Source organism: Palleronia aestuarii (assembly GCF_003253995.1).
GTDB lineage: Bacteria > Pseudomonadota > Alphaproteobacteria > Rhodobacterales > Rhodobacteraceae > Palleronia > Palleronia aestuarii.
Map to the genome: position 1 here is coordinate 20,542 of NZ_QKZL01000029.1, position 16,820 is coordinate 37,361.

The window sequence follows — 16,820 nt, forward strand, 5'->3', positions numbered from 1 at the left end:
TCGATACGGGCAAGACGTCTTGACCTTCCCCCGGAGGAAGGTCGCAGCCCGATGCTTCAGACCGAGGACCACGCATGATGGCGGGATCACGTTTCTCCAGACGGACGTTCTGGGTCGGCCTCGCGGCCGGCGCCGGAGCGCTCTACCTCGCCCGCGATCCGTTGGGCGATCTCTTCGGGAGCGATCTCGAGTTCGAGCCTTATCCCGGGCTGCCGGGTTTCCGGCGAATGGCCGGGGGAAGCCAGTCCACCGCCGGTTCGCCGGGTGGAAGTTTCAGCCTCTTCGTCGGGCTCGAGGCCCCCGGAGAGGCGGACCCGGAGTTCGAGGGGGTGCTCGCCTCCGTCCGGTCGAATGTCTGCGCCGCGCTCTATCCGGAGCAGGGCCCATCCGACATGGTGCCGGTCGCCTCGTTCTCGGACTACAATTGTCCCTATTGCCGGGTTCAGACCGAAAAGCTTGCGGAGATCGCCAAGAATGGTGGGATCGCGGTGGCCTGGCACGAACTGCCCCTGCTCGGCGATGCCTCCGTCACCGCGGCCCGGGGGGCGCTCGCGGCCAAGCGGCAAGACGCCTATCTCGCTTTCCACAGGCGTCTCATGCGGGCGCCCTTCCAGACCGATCGAACCTATCTTGGCCTCCTGGCACGCGAGATCGGCGTCGACGAGGCCGAGTTCATCGCGGACATGGACAGCGCGGCGGTCGCCGACGAGATCCGGCGCAGCCGGGCCTTGAGCCGGATCTTCGGCTTCGTCGGAACGCCGGCGCTCGTCGTCGGACGGACCGTCGTGCAGGGCGAGATCGGTAGCGCGACCATGCGCAGATTGATCGAACGCGAACGCGCGGACGGGACGATCCCGGGATGTCTTTCGTGAGCGTGCGACACGGCTTCAGGCTGTACGTCGCGGCACTGATTGCCGTGATCCTCTCAGGCGCACCTCTCGCCGCCTCCGTGTCCGACCGCGTTGGCGGCGAGGCGGTGAACGCCGTCCTCGTGACGGCGGAGGACGGTGTCGCGCCCGATGCGACGACGCTCTCGGCCGGTCTCGACGTGACCCTCGGGGATGGCTGGAAGACCTATTGGCGCTCACCCGGAGAGGTGGGTCTTCCTCCCGCGATCTCCTGGGACGGATCGACGAACGTCGCCTCCGTCGATGTCCTCTGGCCGGCCCCGACGCGATTCCGCGCCTTCGGGATCGAGAATTTCGGATATGCCGAGCGCGTCACGTTCCCCCTGCAGATCACGCTGGAAACGCCCGGCGCGCCGGCCGCCTTGCGCGCCTCGGTCGATCTCCTGATCTGCTCCGATCTCTGCGTTCCGCAAACGCTGGACCTCGCTCTCGATATGCCCGAAGGCGCGGGCATCGACGGGGAGGCGGCCGATCTCATCGCGGCCGCCGTAGCGCGGGTGCCCGATGCCGAGGCCGCAGGCCTCACGCCGGGGAGCGCGCATCTCGACTCGGAGGAGGCCACGCTGACCGTGACCGCCCGCAGCGAACGTGCCTTCCGAAACCCCGACGCCTTCCCCGAACTGGACGGCGCGGCTTTTGGGGCGCCGGACATCCGGCTGGGAGAGAGCGGCCGGCTTCTCTGGGCGCGGTTCCCGGTTCTCTCTGCGGCCAGCGGGACGACCGATCTGAGGGTGACGATCACCGACGGAGACCGCGCGGGAACGGTGCGACCACCGCGGATCGACGAGGCCATTCCTCCTCCGTTCGCCCTCGACCGGGTCGTGCTGGGATCGAACGACCTGTTCCGCATCGCGCTGATCGCGTTCCTGGGCGGGCTGATCCTCAACGTCATGCCCTGCGTCCTGCCGGTCCTGTCCATCAAGATCGCCACCGCCCTGAAGATACACGACGGCGCGCCCCGGCGGGCGAGGATCGGGTTCCTGGTCTCCGCGCTCGGCGTGATGGCCTTCATGGCGGTCCTCGCCGCGGGAACCATCCTGGCCAGGGCGGCGGGCCTGTCGGTGGGGTGGGGTCTGCAGTTCCAGAACCCGGTCTTCCTCGCCGCGATGATCGGTCTTTTGACGCTTTTCTCGGCCAATCTCCTCGGCCTGTTCGAGATCACGCTTCCCGCTTCCTGGATGACGGCCCTCGCCCGCCGGGAGACGCGGCCCGGCTACGGGGGCGATTTCGCGACCGGCGCCTTCACGGCCATCCTCGCCACCCCCTGCTCCGCGCCTTTCCTGGGCACGGCCATCGCCTTCGCCCTGGCCGGACGCGGGATCGACATCGTCATGGTCTTCGCCGCCCTTGGGCTGGGCCTTGCTCTGCCCTATCTGGGTCTTGCCATGCGACCGTCGCTTCTCCGCGCGCTTCCGAAGCCCGGGCCGTGGACGATGGTCGTAAAGGTCGCCCTGGGGCTTTCGCTCTTGTTCACCGTCGCCTGGCTGATCTGGGTTCTCTCCGGCGTTGCCGGTCATCCCACCGCCGGTCTCGTCACCGCCTTCGCGGCGATGACGGTTCTGTGCCTCTGGCAATCGCACCGTCTGACCCGTTCGGTCGCGATCGCGGGATTGGGAATTGCCGGTGCCGGTATGCTGACGGTGCCCGCCCTGACGATCTCGGAGCCGGTACCCGCCGCCAGGACCGAAACCCTCTGGCGAGATTTCGACCGTTCCCGGATCCCGAGGCTCGTTTCCGAAGGTCAGGTCGTCTTCGTCGACGTGACGGCCGATTGGTGCCTGACCTGCAAGGCGAACAAGGCGCTTGTCCTCGATCGAGGTGAGGTGGCGGAGGCGCTGACCGCGCCCGATGTCGTGCCCATGCAGGCGGACTGGACACGGTCCAATCCCGCCATCTCGCGTTATCTGGCCGCCCACGGCCGATTCGGCATCCCGTTCAACGTCGTCTACGGACCCGGGGCGGCGGAGGGTCTGCTCTTGCCGGAAATCCTCACCACCGAAACGGTACTCGAGGCCCTCTCGACGGCGGCAAGCCGGGTACAGGTCGATCGGTGACGGCGTTTCGTCACTCCGGGGGCGTGTCTTCGGATCGCAAGATCCGCGTATGAATCGTATAGATGAAGGACGCGGAGCAACTGATCAGCAGAAAGCCGTTCAGCGCCTCGACGCCGGAGATGAAGCGCAGGTGACCGTCGGGATAGATCGCCCCCAACCCGAGAGACGTGTAGTTGACCAAGGAGAAGTAGAAATACTCCATGGCCGACATCGCCGCCTCCTTCTGGAAGCTTCCCAGACCCAGCGTTTCTCCGGAGGCAAAGGCAATGGCGTAGAGACCGGCCTCGGACACATGCGCGGCGCCGGCGGCGTAGAGAGCCAGCACCAGCTTTGCCGGGTGTGGCAAGGCAGAGGCGGTTAGCCAACGCATGGCAAAGGCCATCACGGCAAAGTGCAACAGCCCGACGAGACCGAAGGTCAGAACAGTGATGAGTACGGCCGTCAGCATGGTTCTCGCTGAAATGTCCGCAAGGTGAAGCGGTGTCCCGCTTCACCTTGTCCACATTATCGAAGGCTCAGCCCAGTTCGGGGTTCTTCAGAATCTGCCTGATGCGCAATCCGCTCTTCGGCTCATCGTCTTCGATGTACGCCTTCAGCCTGACCAGCTGCGCTATCGAGTAGAGCCCCGGCTCGACCCCGACGCTTCGGGCCAGCTGAGCGGCACCTGAAGATACCTGCGACCGGTTCGAACGATCATCAGACGATTTTGACGCCAGGATGAAGTCGACGCGCGTTCGATCATTCTGCTCCAGGGCAGATTTGAGCGCGACCAAGTCCTGCGGCGACAGCCGGCCGGGTTCGACACCCGCGGAAAGGGCAAGATTTTGCCAGCCCGCCAGATTCGGATCGGGTGCGGTACGATGGTGGGTGACCAGATCGCCACCTGCGCCCTCAGGGTGATCGAGAATCTCCCGGATCTGAAACTGTTCCCCGTCCTGGGAACGAAGACTCTGCAATCGAACAAGTTGTGGAAGCGAATAAGCGCCGGGTTCGACGCCAAGGCTGGAGGCCAACTGCTCGCTTCCATGCGAGGCGTGAGCACCTGTCCCGAAGGTCAGGGTGACGAGGGTAGCTGCGATGAGACGTTTCATATATTTGGTCCTTGCGGAGTTGAGGGAGGGCGACTGCCCTCCCGTTTGTTGCGTCTTACGGAATGCGCCTGACTTGCCTGGTAAGGCATTCCGGATGACAATGGCTTCGTGTACGGAAGGTCGGTGCCAGCCGGCCTTCCGTATTCCTGGCTTTATTTTAGGTCGACGACGGTGAGCTTGCCTTCGACCCGGTCGGCGACGAACTCGATGTCCTTGCCTTCGCTCAGGTCGTCCATCATGGCCTCGTCGGCGACGCTGAACACCATGGTCATGGCTGGCATGCCAAGATCGACGAGTTCTTCGTGGATGATGGTGACCTTGCCGGCCTCTGCATCGACCTCCTTGACGGTGCCCTTGGTGAACGTGGCGGCGGAGGCCATCGTGAGGCCAAGGCCAAGGGCTATGGTAGTGGTGGACGCGAGTTTCAGAAGTTTCATTACGGTTTCCTCTTTCTAGTCAGGTCTAGTTTTCAACGGTGGAATTGGGCGTCTCGGATTCAACGATGACCTCGTCGGCCATTCCCGCTTCGACGGCGACAGGGCCGTGCATACCGGCCTGGTAGTGGCCGGGGATCAGGCAGGCGTATTCGAAGGTCCCCGCATTCGCGAAGGTCCAGACGATCTCGCCGCTTTCCCCCGGCTGGAGCCGGATCGCGTTCGGATCGTCGTGCTCCATCCCCGGGAATTCTTCCATCAGCGCCTTGTGCTCCATGATCTCCTCGTTGGTATCGAGGACGAACTCGTGCTCCAGCTCACCGGAATTGGTGATGTCCAGCTTGATGGTTTCGCCTTCCTCGAAGGTCAGCTCGGCCGGCTCGAACACCATTCGGCCGTCGTCGGTCTCTCGCATCGAAACCTCCACGACCCGGTCCACCTGACCGGCATCGCCGGGCTGGCCGACGGCCATCTCGTCGCCGTGACCGCCCGAATGCGAGCCGGCGGCAAAGGCTGGCGCCGTCATCGACAGGATCATTGCTGTGGTCATCAAGTATCTGCTCATTCTGATTCCTCGAAGTTTCTGGGGGTTGAGGGCCGACCGGTCGGTCGACCGTGGAGTCCGGCCAATCGAGTGCCGGAACAGAGCGGGCGATCGCGAAGCCGGTCGGCTTCGAGAACGCTCGCGGCAGCTGCCCTGCTGCGCCGCCGTTGAACTGATCGGCGCAGGGGGACGGCATCCGCCGCGGCGAACGCCGCGACGTATCTCGGGATCGGGCCTATGCCCACGTCTCACCCCGCCGACTTCGGCCGGTCGGTGAGCAGCGTGCGGGCATCGTCCCGCCGGGTCAGTTCCGGCAGCTCTCCGGTCCATTCCCAGGCCTGCGTGCCCGGCGGGTTCTCGTACCAGCCGGGATCGGAATAGTCGTCGGCTGCGATCCCCGGGCGGACCTTCACCACCGAGAACATGCCGCCCATCTCCAGCGGCCCGTGCGGACCCCACCCCGCCATCATCGGGATCGTGTTGTCGGGAAGCGGCATGGCCATCTCCGCCATGTCGGCCATGCCCGCCGTCCCCATGGGCATGTACTCGGGCTGGACCTGCCGGATCTTTGCGGTCGCCTGCCGCTTGTCGACGCCGATGAAGGTCGGCACGTCGTGGCCCATGGCATTCATCGTGTGGTGCGACTTGTGGCAATGGATGGCCCAGTCGCCGACATGATCCGCCACGAAATCGTAGGCCCGCATGGCGCCCACGGGGATGTCGATCGAGACCTCGGGCCATTGCGCGGCCTCGGGCACCCAGCCGCCATCGGTGCAGCTGACCTTGAAGTCGTAGCCATGCATGTGGATCGGATGGTTCGTCATGGTCAGGTTGCCGACGCGCACCCGGACCTTGTCGCCCTGGTTGACCACCAGCGGATCGATGTCGGGGAAGATCCGACTGTTCCAGGTCCAGAGGTTGAAATCCGTCATCTCCATGATCCGCGGCACGTAGGTACCGGGATCGATGTCGAAGGCGTTCAGCATGATCAGGAAATCGCGGTCGACCGGACGGAAGGTCGGATCCTTGGGGTGGACGACGAACATGCCCATCATGCCCATGGCCATCTGGACCATCTCGTCGGCATGCGGGTGGTACATGAACGTGCCCGACTTGATCAGGTCGAACTCGTAGACGTAGGTCTTGCCCGGCGGGATGCCGGGATGGCTGAGGCCGCTGACGCCGTCCATTCCCGAGGGCAGGATCATCCCGTGCCAGTGAACCGAGGTATGCTCGGGCAGCTTGTTGGTGACGAAGATCCGGACTCGATCGCCTTCGACAGCCTCGATCGTCGGTCCCGTGGACTGGCCGTTATAGCCCCAGAGATAGGCCGTCATGCCTTCGGCCATCTCGCGCTCCACCGGTTCGGCCACGAGGTGGAACTCCTTCACGCCGTTGTTCATCCGGAAGGGAAGCGTCCAGCCGTTCAACGTGACGACCGGATTGTAGTCGGGACCGGTGGTGGGCCGGACGGGCGCCTGCGTCGCGGCCGTGTCCATCATCGCCGCCTCGGGCAGGCCCATGTTGCTGGTCTGGCCCGCGGCTTTCGTGGAAATCAGGGCAGCCGCGCCCGCGCTCGCCCCCAGAAGTTGACGTCTGTTCATCATCGCTTCTCTCCTCATTCTTCCGCTTCGCCGCCGCCGGCGAGCTCGATGTCCACATCCTCGCCATCCGCATCCGCCCCACCGCCGTAGATTGCCGCGGTCAGGTTCGCCGAGGCGATCCAGAAGTCCCTCTTCGCCTCCGCGGCCTCGAGCTCGCTCGCGAGCTTCTCGCGTGTGTCGATGAGGAGTTCGAACGTGTTGGTGATCATGCCGCTGTAACTCAGCAGGGCCTCTTCCTCGATCGTCTCGCGCAGCGGCACGACGACGTCGCGGTAATGCCGGGCGATGCGGTGGCTGGAGCGGTAGTCGGTCTCCGCGGCACGCGCCTCGGAACGGACGTTGACCGCCCGTTCGGCCAGGACATTCGCGGCCTGGAGGTAGGCAAGTTCCGCACGCCGCAACCGCGCCCGGCCGCTGTCGTAGATCGGGATCGCGAAGGCAAGTTCGACCTGGGGAGTCGTCACCGTCTCGGTATCGCCCTCCTCGACCTCGCGTTCGGCCTCGACGCCTGCGACCAGCTCGAGATCGGTCAGGATCCGCGTCGCATCGGTGAGCCCGAAGGCGCGCGCCGTGGCTGCCAGCCCAAGTTGTGCGACCTCGAGGTCGACACGATTGGCGAGGGCCGCACGTTCGACCGATTGCGGAACCGACAGTCGGCCAGGAAGGGCCGGAAGCGCGTCGGGGACGTAATAATCCACCTCCGTGCCCCAAAGGCCCATGAGCCGCGTCAGGTCTTCTTTCGCCAGGGCGGCGTTGAGGCGGGCCCGCGCCAGTTGGCCGGCCAATTCCGCCGTGAAAGCCTGCTCGCGGGCTTGTCCCGCCTTGTTGAGCGAGCCGGTTTCGCCGAGGCGGGCAGCGAGCTCGGAGGATGCATCTGCAGCCACGCTGGCGCGCTGCAGGTACTGGACCGTTTCGAACGCGCCGACGGCTTCGATCCATGCCTGACGGGTGCTGTTGGCCAGGGTCAGGGTATCGACTACCGCTTCGAGCTGCGCTTCCTGGAAGGCCGCCGAGGCGACGGCAACGCGCTGCTTGCGCGTCCGGGCCGATAGCAGGTTCGTTCCGATCAGGGCTTCAAGGGAGCGGTAAAGCCCTAGTTCGGGGGCGCCGATCCCCAGAACCCCGACGGACACGACCGGGTTTTCCGGTGTCGCTTCCTGCCAGACCTCGGCCGCGGAGAGGCCGATCGAAGCATAGGAAGCCTGGAGGCCCTTGTTGTTCAGGAGCGCAACCTGAACGGCCGTGTCGGCAGAGATGGTCTTTTGATGGACGAGGCCATGAACACGCCGATTGACCGCGGCCGCCTGTTCCCGGGTCTGGGTCAGGGTCGCCTGCTGGCCGGTGGCGGTACGGGTCCGTGCATCCACCGTCGCGAACCCTGCTCTGCTGTCGGTAATGCCGGGCGGCAGGGCCGTGGCGCAGGCACCGAGAAGCAGGGGGGCGAAGATGGCCAATTTCACTCCGGATCGCAGCATCAATTGCCCTCCCCGGTCGATTGGGAATCGTTCAGACTGCGCCACGGCGCCGGTTCGACGACCGGTCGCGCGGTGAAATCGCCGATCGGATCTCGATAGGCCGTGGTGCGACCGGGAACGGCTTGAGTGGCAGGCGCCTGTAGCGCCGCGATATCGGGAAGCGGCGTCGGGCTCGCAGTGCACGCGCCTGCCAGCAAGGGCATGGCCCCGGCAAGAAGATAGCTTTTCATTTGGAAAACCTGAGAAGTCTGGATCATGCCTCAGGCGGTGGAGACGATATGCAATCGTCCCCGCCACACAAGGCGCACTGTCAGATCAACTCAGGCTCGCGGCGGGCGAAGCAATCCGTCCGAATATGTCGGAAGATGTTCGACGACGTGCGTCGCATCATGAACCATCGGCGGAACGTACAAGGGGTTTGAGGGATCATCGCTCAAGGTCATCGACAGGCACGTCCCCGAGCAGCACACATCCTGACAATCGCTGGTCGTTTGTTCGGGATCGACAGAATGGGCGTGACCCGACGCATGGTCGTCCTGTTGCTGGGCGACCGACGTCAGATCAGACGCACCTTCGATGGACAGATTCATATGCGCTGCCATGGATGGTGTGGCCGCGAGCATCAGCGAGAGAACCATGGCAGACCATAGTTTCGCAAAGCCGGAAATGAGCCGCGACCATTCCATGGGGCGCATATGGAGACGGTCGGAACGCTGTGTCAAGACACGGTGGGGAGAGGTCGGCATGGAAACGCCACGTTGGTGGAACGGTATCCCTTCCTTCGCAAAACGCCTCACGACGTTCTGAATCCGTTAATTTTTTGCCGCTGCACCCATCAGTCGTGGCTGTTCGGGACGAATAGTGGCGAACACGTCAGCGGGCGTAAGCAGAGATCAATAAAATCTAGCGTGTGCGGCGTCTGGACGCCTCACGCCGTCGAGACTTAACCTTCCCCTGCTGGAAGGCTCCATCTCCTCGTCGAAACGATGTGATGAAGGAGCGAGACGCCATGAGGTTCAGACAGCTTGCCGCGTCGATCGCGTTGTCCGGGATCGCGTCCGCCGGTGCTGCCCAAACGGCGATGACGGTGGCCAAGGATCCGAGCTGCGGGTGTTGCACCGCCTGGTCGGAGATCATGCAATCTGCCGGCTATGCCGTGACCATCGAGAACACATCATACGACGCGCTCGACGATCTGAAGGCGTCCCGCGGCGTTCCGGATCGTATGGCCGGATGCCATACGGCGACGATCGAGGGCTACACGATCGAAGGCCATGTCCCCGCAGCAGATATAGATCGGTTGTTGGCCAAGCGCCCGGACGCCATCGGGCTGGCCGTTCCGGGAATGCCAATGGGATCGCCGGGCATGGGACCGGAAACCAGCCGTGACGCCTATGACGTGATCCTGATCGGTGCCGACGGAGGGACCGAGGTTTTCGCCTCATATCCGGCCCGATGATGTCGAGGTAATCGGTATTGCTGCCGGATAGTGCGGATCGACTGAGTTCGAGCGATCTCGGATCTGAGAGTCGACCATACGTTTGACCTATGGGGCATGCTCCCACGGGTTTAGGATCTCGATCCCGGCGTCCAGAAAGTCCTTTACGTTCCGCGTCGCCAGGGCCGCGCCTCGTGAAGCGGCAATGGCCGCGATCTGGCAGTCGGCTTCCCTGACCGCCTTGCCTGATCGACGCCGCTGGGCCGCGATCACGGCATAGGTCTGAGCTGCCCGGCTGTCGAATGGCAGGATGCGATCGGTGAATTCCTCTTCGATCATATCCTCCAAAGCGGCAGCGAGGCCGTCGCGCCGCTTTCCGTCAGGCATCAGAAGGATGCCGAAGCGAAGTTCCGCCTCTACGATCACCGGAAGAAATAGATCAGCCGAGGCTTGGCCAGCAAACCAGTCGAGCACGACCTGAGCTGGCGTCGGACGCATCACTTCCGACACCACGTTCGTGTCGAGCAGGATCATTTCGCGCTCAGTCGAATGTCGGCGTCTCGCGAACCGGAGACCGGTCCGGGAGGTCAAGATCAACCCCGCCCTGTGAAGCAAAGCGCCGGTGGATAGCCAAGCCGAGATTCCCTGTGGGCGCCCGCGTTTTGACAGCGCGCCGCAGGATGTCTCGAGCCTCTTCTTCCATAGAGCGTCCATGCTCGGCGGCGCGCACCCGCAGGCCCTGCTTCACGGCGTCGTCGAGGTTTCGAATGGTAAGGCTGGCCATGATCGTTCCCTCCCACCCTTTGGTACATGCACAGTGATTGCATCGCAATCAATGATTTCATATAGCCGAGTGCCAACAAACGAACGGTTGTTGGCAGGCCATAGAACCAACAGAAATTGATGCCAGAGAAATAGCCTTCGGACTTTGCGGCAGGGACTTTCCGACACCCCCCTTTGTTGGCTGGCTTCGGGTGGCGTCGTTTGTCACATATAAGTTCAGCGGCTCGACATAGGCGGTTCAGTGAGCGCCCGCAGCACCGAAGCGGTCGTTCGTGGATTGCGCGGCGAACGGCTGGAAGGAGCCAATTTCGTTGAAGAAGTCGCCTGAGATCGACGCTGTACCGGCCGAGCGAGGGCAGGTCGCGGCTTTAGTCTCGGGCGTTGGCCCGGCGGCTTGGCCCTCCGGCCTGCTCAGATCACACCGTGACCTCCATCATGGTCATCTGGGGCCTGAGCTTTGCGAGCTTCCGAAGGTTCTGCGCGATGGCGGCCAGGGTGAACTCGTCTTTTGCGCCGCAGGGGCCGCGCAGACGAAGACGGCCGAGCCCCAGGATCCGTTTGAGATGGGCGAAGAGCATCTCGACCTTCCTGCGCCGGGGACCGGCGATCTTCTTATAGACCTCTGAGGCGACGCATTCCCGGGCGAGGTCGCGGACATCCTCATGCTCCTCTCGGGTGACGAACCTCGCGTCGGCATTCGGGCAGCAGCGGAGCTTCGAGGGACAAGCCTGGCAGACGGACTTCTGCGCCCGGTACTTCTTCCGCCCTTCCTTGGGCTGCCCCCTGCTCGGATCCGAATAGTTGCGCCGGTACTGGAGAAGCTCATGGCCCTCGGGGCAGAGGTAACGATCGTTCTCTGGTTCCCAGATGAAGTCCGAGCGCGACCAGGTGCCATCGGTCCGCGTGGACTTGTCGAAGACGGGGATGAAGGGGACGATCTTCTTTGCCCGGACCACCCAATCGAGGGTCTCGGCCGAGCCGTAGGCGGTATCTGCCGTCAGCCATGTCGGTTTCAGACCGAAGCGTTGCTCGACGCGATCCACCATGGTCCGGGCCGCCCCGACCTCGGCCTGCCGGATCGAGCGGGTCGCCTCGACGTCCAGGATGACGGCATTGTCGGTGTCGATGAGGTAATTGTCCGAATACGTGAACACGGCCGGCCTCTTTTGCGCTGCCGTCCACTGGCTGGCCGGATCGGCGTGGGAGACGAACTTCGGCAGGACCGGGGTCGCGGCGCCGAAGGCGGCGTCATCCAGCGTCTCGAGATATTCGCGGACTGCGCGCGGGGCCTTCTGCGTATCGATGGCGTCAATGTCCCATTCGGCCTGTGCGCTTGAATTCATCTTGGCGACATCGGCCAGGATAAGACTGGCGTCGACCGCGAACCCCGCGCCGCCGACCAGCCCTTCCTCGATGCATCGTGCGACGACGCCTTCGAAAACCAGCCGGAGCAGGTCGCTGTCGCGGAACTTGCCATGACGGTACTTGGAGAAGGTGGAATGGTCCGGCACCCGGCCATCGAGCCCGAGCCGGCAGAACCACCGATGCGCCAGGTTGACGTGCACTTCCTCGCAGAGCCGTCGCTCCGATCGGATGCCGGTCAGATATCCGATCAGCAGCATCCGCACGACCAGCTCGGGATCGATCGAGGGGCGCCCGAGATGGCTGTAGAAGGGCCGGAGCCGAGCACGGATGTCGCCCAGATCGAGAAACCGGTCGACCTTCCGCAGCAGGTGATCGGCCGGAATGTGGCTCTCCAGATCGAAGTCGTAAAACAGCTTCGCCGGTGCCGTTTGCCTTCCCATCATCGCCAAATCCTCCCCACAACCCATTATCGAGTGAATCAGGGGGCTTGCCGCGCCGCAACAGCTACTTTTTCAACGAAATTCGCCCTTTCTTTCAGAACCACGCTGGTTCGGGAGGCTCAATTTCCTCCGACCACAATGCGCCGGTGCCTCGCCTCGACATGCATGTTCACGGGCGTGTTGCTGAGTACATGGGTAACGAGTTTTGCGAGGAAGCCAGCCGGATCGAGATAATCCGGCACGTTGTCCGTGAGGATCTCTACGGCCGGAAGGCTTGCGACCGCCTGCGCCACCGCTTCACCCTTTGCGTCTGTCTCCGGTAACGCGTTGTCGTCTTCATCAGGACCCGGATCCTCGATCTCGTCTTCGGGCTCCGAGCCGTCGTCGGCCGCTGCGACCTCATCGCCGTACTCGATCAGGACGACGCAGGTGGAATGGTAGGCGTCATCTTCGCGCCCAAGCTTGCCGATCTGGTCAAGCAACCAGGCGGCAGTGTCCGGCTCCTCATGCAGGATCGTGGAGCGAAGGCCGAACAGGAACCCAAGTGCGGAAATCGGGTGTCGCAGCCGAAGGTTTTTCGCATCCCCGTATGACTCCTCGATCCTGTTCGGGGCGTTCTTGCCGAACGATGAGTCCATGCGCTTCGTCGAGATGAGCAGCTCGGGGCCCGTCGCCCAGTCCGTCATGATGACGTCGACCTGCTTAAGATAGTTCTTCCCCAGGATCGATGCGCTGGCCGACGTGACACCGGGGATCGCGCCCTTTCGCGCAAGACGCGCTTCCAGTTTCGGCCGTTCCCGCTTCGGGATCGCGTCGAGCAGTTTCACCACCGATAGCGGCAGGATGCGCGGGTGCTGAGGCCTTGGCCAGATCTGGTCAGAGACAAAGCCGGCCCGGCGGAGCTCGTAGCTGAGCCAAACATCAAGCGCGAGCGCAGGAATCCCGGACTGCGTCGTCGCCTTGAACTGCAGCGGCACTCCGAGCAGCTTTCGAAGGACATCGTAGTCCGGTACGAAGCGGAGCTTGCCATCCTCGGCGGGCTCCCAGGGGTTGCCGTGCTTCCCGTCCGGCGCTGCCTCGGCCACGATGTGATCGAAAAGCGGCCATGCCTGGGCCTTCAGTGATTTGCTTGAAGCCACGCCGTTCTTCTCAGTTCCGAGGGTAGCGCTGATCGAGAGCATAGTGCCGCCAGCGCTGAAGTTCGGCGACGGTTTCCTGTGCGAGGTCCTCGTTGAGCGCTGCCAGTCCCTCCCTATCCGGTATCGCGACCCGGGCCGCTTCGCGGGGCTCCAGCTTCAGCATGCCGCCCCCTAGGGGGTGCCCCTCGATCTCGCAGGAGAGTTGGAAAGCCGGTGTCCGCCGCACCGCGCCGATCGCGGCTACATCCCGGCGGTCCTTTAGTGTTACGCAATGCAGCGTGTTTGGACAGGTCGCGCGGGCGTCGTTGCGCACGAGGCCGACCGAACGGCCCGACATGTAGCTGAGGAAGTAGTGCGGCACCTTGATGTCCGGGACTGCGTACCACGGGTCGCGCACCCGGCACTTGTAGGCCGTGCGCGCCACCTGCCCCGCTGGGCTGTCGAGGTAGCGACGTACCTCGCGCGGCACATCCTGCCCCCTGTGCAGTCGCAGCAGATGTATGGGGGCGTCCTCTCGCACGAGGCGGTCGAGGCCCGCGCGGTTCAGCACCGCGCCCGGCAGCATGCGGCCGTTGCGGATCGCGGGCTGAAGCAGGGCTGGCGGAATGCACCAGTACGCTGCCTCGGACGAGCGCAGGTGGAAGAAAGCGTTCGCCCCGCTGACGTAGCCAATTCCCACCGAGGCCAGATCACCCAAGCGACGCGTGCCAGGGCGCTTTGCTAGCCCGGCGTATAGCGCGCGGGCCTCGGCTGAGAGGAGAAACGGACGAAGGCGGCGGTTCCACGTCGCGCGCCAGTCCACCAGGGGCACCCTTACCGTAGTCTTGGGCGGTGCGTTCGAGGCGGCGAAGCGCTCTAGGACGGTCATCGCGACGTGATCGGTGCACCCCCCCGCCCCTTCGGCATAGAGCAGCCAGCAATCCTCTGAGAGGCCCGGGAACAGTTTCTCGCGGACCGCAACGATCTGCACGTGGGCGAAGCGCCCACAGAGCCATTCGATTAGCGGCGCGGCATAGGGCGCGTGTCCGATCTCTGCAGGCACCACAAAAGCCATGCGCCCGCCCATACGTACAAGGCTTCCCGCCGCTACGAGGAACGGTGCCCAGGATGAGGCGAGGCCGCTGAGCTGCGCGCCATGGCGGGCGCAGAGTTCGAGCGCCGCGCGGCGGGTCTCGCCCTTGAAAAGTTGATAGCGGATGAAGGGCGGGTTGCCCGCCGCACAGTCGAAACGCGCTTCGGTGTGCGCGGCCCAGCGAAAGAAATCCCCCTCGTGCACGAGCGCGCCCGGGGCGCGAGTCTTCGCGACCGCGGCCGAACGGGGATCCTGCTCAACGCCTACGGCATTCACATGGCCCATTAGGAACCGGCCGTCCCCGCAAGCGGGGTCGAGCATCGCATCCGTCTCGTCCCGCACTGCCCAGGACACTAGAGAGCGCGCCACTGCGTCCGGCGTATAGTAGGCGCCGTTCGCCTTGACGTCAGCGGGGATGTAGGTCGTGGGGTCGAGAGAGGTGGTCATGATGGCACAGTGTCAGTGAGCGGTTCTGTGCTGAAGTAGAACATTTTGGGAACTATGACTACATCGAAGACGAACAATTGCGTCCGGGGAGAGGTCCCATGCATCACTTTACCACCGGCGATCTGGTGACAGACCAGAACCTTGGCCGGCTTGACCACCTCGCTGATCTGGCACAGCTCGCCCCGGGGCCCGAGCAGATGCACAACTGGCTTCTGGCTGTCATCGGCTCGAAGGAGATGCTGCCGCCCGCGGTCGCACAGCAGATCAAGGGTAACTTCTACCTAGGAGACCTTCATTATAAGTGGTCCGAGGAATTTAGAACACGGGAATGGACTAAATTGATCGAGGGCCTCCGCCGCGACATTGATCAACTCGCGTTGCAGGACCTGACGGTCACCGCGACGGATCGCCCTTGCTCGCGCGGCGAAACCATTGTCGAACTCTGTGACGAGTTGGACGCTGAAGGTCATGGCACGCTGCGTTTCAATACGCTCGTCCGCCGGCTCAGGTCGATCGCGGTTTACGATACCGTCTCAGATGCGCGGACGCTCGAACGATTGGCAAAGCGCAAGAAGGTTGATCCCTACGAGATCACTCGAACCATCCATCACTTGAAGCTCGTCGCCAGGCGGATGTTCTACGTGAAGGACTGAAGCCTTCAGCACCAAGCCCTGCGGCGGCCGCCATTGTAGGTCCGGGCCAATCCTTCATTCACCATCAGTTCCGCGACGTCGCTGGCTCCGATGAAAAGCCGAGCCAGCCCACGATCGTAGCGGTCGCGCTCGCCCGTTCGGGCGAGCCGGACGACTTCGCCCGATGCCAGGAGGTCCTCGAGCCGGCGCGTGGCGATCCGGGCCTTGCGTTTCTCACCCATGCATCGCGGTTCCGATGCCTCCGGCGTGTCGTAGCCGATGAGCCGCAAGCGCTCGCCCGAAAGCTTGATCGTATCGCCGTCGATGACACGGATCGACGCTGGATCGACGCGCTCGCCCTCCGGCCCGCACGACACCATCAGGCACAGGCACGCCAGTGCGATCGGCCGTTTCAACCACATCTTCAGTCGACCGCGTGCAAGCTTCCCGGTGTTTGACCAAAGTGTGCAGATCAGGGTGTATAGCACGTTGCCCCCTGCCCTTTCGTGGAGGGAATTTCGACATCCGGAGGTGCGGCTGCGTGCCCGGTGACGATCACCGCCCTACGCCGCCGATGAATCCGACCAGGCGCGATCCAATTTCAGGCCCTCTCCCTGTTGATGGACCGTCATCGCGGAGGCGGGGAACGGCACGATCAACTTGAACGCCGCCTCTGCGCTGTCCACGAGCCACCCATCGTAATCCTCGGGCCGGAGAATGACCGGCATCCGGTCGGGGTGGGTATCGCGCACGAGGTCGTTCGGTGTCGTGGTGACGATCGAGGAGGTCACGAGCTCGCGGTACTCGCCGCCGTAATCGCCTTGGAACCTTTGCCAGATGCCAGCGAAGGCGAAGGGCGGCCGATCTTCGTCGCCCTCGAGACCGAACCAGACATAGGTCGCAGGGTTGCGGCCCTTCGCTTCGCAGAAGCTCGTCGCCGGGATCAGGCATCTGCGCGCCTCGAAGCTTGGCTTCCAGAACCGCGACGTCCGCAGCTTGTCGTCCCGGGCGTTGTTCACCGCCTTCGGCTGGATCGGCTTGCCGGTCTTCTTCGAGACCTGCGGAAGAACGAAGCCCCAATGGGTGTTCTGGAGCGTGCGCGTCCCATCGTCGTCGAGAATGACTGCCGGGGCCCCGCCTTTTGGAAATATCGCGGGAAGCGGCTCGGCGTTGCCGAGACGGTCGTTGCTGGGGTCGACCTTGAAGAGCCGGCGCATTGCCTCCTGGGGCATCGTGTTCGCGAAGAGATTGCACATGCGCCTGCCTCGACATCGGACCTTCGTGGCCCCTGCCGCCAGTCTATCGCCTGGCGGCACCGCGCTCTAGTCGGGCCGGGTCCGGCCCTCCCCGAGCCCCGACCCCCTGCCCTCCCTGCGGCCTGACGGGCGCCCGGC

General features: G+C 64.0%; 19 protein-coding genes. 4 read left to right on the forward strand and 15 right to left on the reverse strand.

The window, feature by feature from the left end; genetic code table 11:
• Positions 1–77 precede the first annotated feature (77 nt).
• Positions 78–872: a DsbA family protein gene (locus LX81_RS18920; protein ID WP_170134032.1), complete on the forward strand. Its 795-nt coding sequence runs from the start codon at positions 78–80 to the stop codon at positions 870–872.
• Positions 869–2,962, forward strand: coding sequence for a protein-disulfide reductase DsbD family protein (locus LX81_RS18925; protein WP_234822719.1), 2,094 nt, complete (start codon positions 869–871; stop codon positions 2,960–2,962). Before LX81_RS18920 ends, LX81_RS18925 begins: the two co-directional genes overlap by 4 nt.
• 10 nt (positions 2,963–2,972) lie before the next feature.
• Here the strand turns inward: LX81_RS18925 and LX81_RS18930 are convergent, their stop codons facing one another.
• The 8 genes from LX81_RS18930 to LX81_RS18965 all read right to left on the reverse strand — a co-directional run bounded on the left by LX81_RS18930 (position 2,973) and on the right by LX81_RS18965 (position 8,748).
• Positions 2,973–3,410, reverse strand: coding sequence for an ion channel (locus LX81_RS18930; RefSeq protein WP_111538859.1), 438 nt, complete (start codon positions 3,408–3,410; stop codon positions 2,973–2,975).
• A 67-nt stretch (positions 3,411–3,477) separates the two neighbouring features.
• On the reverse strand, positions 3,478–4,053 hold the full coding sequence (locus LX81_RS18935) for a hypothetical protein (protein WP_111538860.1): 576 nt from the start codon (positions 4,051–4,053) through the stop codon (positions 3,478–3,480).
• 152 nt (positions 4,054–4,205) lie between these two features.
• Positions 4,206–4,490: a copper-binding protein gene (locus LX81_RS18940; protein ID WP_111538861.1), complete on the reverse strand. Its 285-nt coding sequence runs from the start codon at positions 4,488–4,490 to the stop codon at positions 4,206–4,208.
• A gap of 25 nt (positions 4,491–4,515) precedes the next feature.
• The gene (locus LX81_RS18945; RefSeq protein WP_111538862.1) at positions 4,516–5,052 is read right to left on the reverse strand and encodes a cupredoxin domain-containing protein; all 537 of its coding nucleotides are present in this window, start codon (positions 5,050–5,052) and stop codon (positions 4,516–4,518) included.
• 227 nt (positions 5,053–5,279) lie between these two features.
• On the reverse strand, positions 5,280–6,638 hold the full coding sequence (locus LX81_RS18950; protein WP_111538863.1) for a multicopper oxidase family protein: 1,359 nt from the start codon (positions 6,636–6,638) through the stop codon (positions 5,280–5,282).
• An 11-nt stretch (positions 6,639–6,649) separates the two neighbouring features.
• Complete coding sequence (locus tag LX81_RS18955; RefSeq protein ID WP_111538864.1) at positions 6,650–8,110, reverse strand: TolC family protein; 1,461 nt, start codon at positions 8,108–8,110, stop codon at positions 6,650–6,652.
• Positions 8,110–8,367, reverse strand: coding sequence for a hypothetical protein (locus LX81_RS18960; protein WP_146259482.1), 258 nt, complete (start codon positions 8,365–8,367; stop codon positions 8,110–8,112). The genes LX81_RS18955 and LX81_RS18960 overlap by 1 nt, the downstream gene beginning before the upstream one ends.
• Before the next feature lie 63 nt (positions 8,368–8,430).
• Positions 8,431–8,748: a hypothetical protein gene (locus LX81_RS18965; RefSeq protein WP_111538866.1), complete on the reverse strand. Its 318-nt coding sequence runs from the start codon at positions 8,746–8,748 to the stop codon at positions 8,431–8,433.
• A 371-nt stretch (positions 8,749–9,119) separates the two neighbouring features.
• Here LX81_RS18965 and LX81_RS18970 point away from each other — a divergent pair, with 371 nt between their 5' ends.
• Positions 9,120–9,569 carry a DUF411 domain-containing protein gene (locus LX81_RS18970; protein WP_111538875.1) on the forward strand — a complete coding sequence of 150 codons (450 nt, stop codon included), beginning with the start codon at positions 9,120–9,122 and terminating at the stop codon, positions 9,567–9,569.
• A gap of 87 nt (positions 9,570–9,656) precedes the next feature.
• Here LX81_RS18970 and LX81_RS18975 read toward each other — a convergent pair whose 3' ends face one another.
• The 5 genes from LX81_RS18975 to LX81_RS18995 all read right to left on the reverse strand — a co-directional run bounded on the left by LX81_RS18975 (position 9,657) and on the right by LX81_RS18995 (position 14,794).
• Positions 9,657–10,082 carry a type II toxin-antitoxin system VapC family toxin gene (locus LX81_RS18975; RefSeq protein ID WP_111538867.1) on the reverse strand — a complete coding sequence of 142 codons (426 nt, stop codon included), beginning with the start codon at positions 10,080–10,082 and terminating at the stop codon, positions 9,657–9,659.
• 7 nt (positions 10,083–10,089) lie between these two features.
• Positions 10,090–10,332, reverse strand: coding sequence for a FitA-like ribbon-helix-helix domain-containing protein (locus LX81_RS18980; protein ID WP_111538868.1), 243 nt, complete (start codon positions 10,330–10,332; stop codon positions 10,090–10,092).
• A 415-nt stretch (positions 10,333–10,747) separates the two neighbouring features.
• A complete protein-coding gene (locus LX81_RS18985) occupies positions 10,748–12,139 on the reverse strand; it encodes an IS1182 family transposase (RefSeq protein ID WP_111538869.1) in 1,392 nt (463 codons plus the stop codon).
• A gap of 116 nt (positions 12,140–12,255) precedes the next feature.
• Positions 12,256–13,317, reverse strand: coding sequence for a hypothetical protein (locus LX81_RS18990; protein ID WP_211322827.1), 1,062 nt, complete (start codon positions 13,315–13,317; stop codon positions 12,256–12,258).
• Complete coding sequence (locus tag LX81_RS18995; RefSeq protein WP_111538870.1) at positions 13,286–14,794, reverse strand: N-6 DNA methylase; 1,509 nt, start codon at positions 14,792–14,794, stop codon at positions 13,286–13,288. Before LX81_RS18995 ends, LX81_RS18990 begins: the two co-directional genes overlap by 32 nt.
• Positions 14,795–14,892: 98 nt before the next feature.
• Between LX81_RS18995 and LX81_RS19000 the strand changes: the two genes are divergently transcribed.
• Positions 14,893–15,447 (forward strand): hypothetical protein, encoded by a 555-nt coding sequence (locus LX81_RS19000; protein WP_111538871.1) that lies wholly within the window; start codon positions 14,893–14,895, stop codon positions 15,445–15,447.
• A 5-nt stretch (positions 15,448–15,452) separates the two neighbouring features.
• Here the strand turns inward: LX81_RS19000 and LX81_RS19005 are convergent, their stop codons facing one another.
• Both LX81_RS19005 and LX81_RS19010 read right to left on the reverse strand, forming a co-directional pair.
• Positions 15,453–15,842, reverse strand: coding sequence for a thermonuclease family protein (locus LX81_RS19005; protein WP_170134034.1), 390 nt, complete (start codon positions 15,840–15,842; stop codon positions 15,453–15,455).
• Between the two features lie 147 nt (positions 15,843–15,989).
• Complete coding sequence (locus LX81_RS19010; RefSeq protein ID WP_111538873.1) at positions 15,990–16,682, reverse strand: SOS response-associated peptidase; 693 nt, start codon at positions 16,680–16,682, stop codon at positions 15,990–15,992.
• Positions 16,683–16,820: the final 138 nt, after the last annotated feature.